Origin of the sequence: Paracnuella aquatica, assembly GCF_003332885.2 — a bacterium.
Classification (GTDB): domain Bacteria; phylum Bacteroidota; class Bacteroidia; order Chitinophagales; family Chitinophagaceae; genus Flavisolibacter; species Flavisolibacter aquaticus.
The window spans coordinates 1-594 of record NZ_QOWJ01000054.1; the positions used below are offsets into that span (position 1 = coordinate 1).

At 59.8% G+C, this 594-nt stretch carries 1 pseudogene; it reads left to right on the forward strand.

Annotated elements, in window-relative coordinates:
- A pseudogene (locus tag DRJ53_RS21055) lies at nucleotides 1-511 on the forward strand (IS5 family transposase); the annotation flags it as partial.
- Nucleotides 512-594: the final 83 nt, after the last annotated feature.

Below are 594 nucleotides of genomic sequence, written 5' to 3' on the forward strand. Positions count from 1 at the left end.
AACACGGCGAGGCGATGACTGTGATGATCGACGCGACCTACCTGAAGGCACACCGCACGGCGACCAGCATGGCCGCGAAAAAGGGGGGCGCGGTCGCCTGATCGGTCGAACCAAGGGCGGCATGAACACCAAGCTGCATGCCATCTGTGACAGCCAAGGGCGGCCGCTCAACCTGTTCGTCACCGCAGGGCCGGTTAGCGATTACATCGGCGCGCGAGCGCTGCTCAGCAGCCTCCCAAAGGTCGACTGGCTGCTTGGGGATCGTGGCTATGATGCCGACTGGTTCCGAGATGCGTTGAAAGACAAGGGGATACGCGCCTGCATCCCGGGTCGAAAACAGCGCAAAACAACCGTGAAATACGACAAGCGCCGCTACAAGCGGCGCAACCGCATCGAGATCATGTTCGGTAGGTTGAAAGACTGGCGTCGCATCGCCACCCGCTACGACAGATGCCCGAAGGTCTTCCTCTCCGCCATCGCCCTCGCCGCAACCGTCATGTTCTGGTTATGAATCCTGACCCTAAGGCTTGAATTGAATCCTGGGAAAATTGAAAATCCTCGTGTCGGTGGTTCGATTCCGCCCCCGGGCACCAT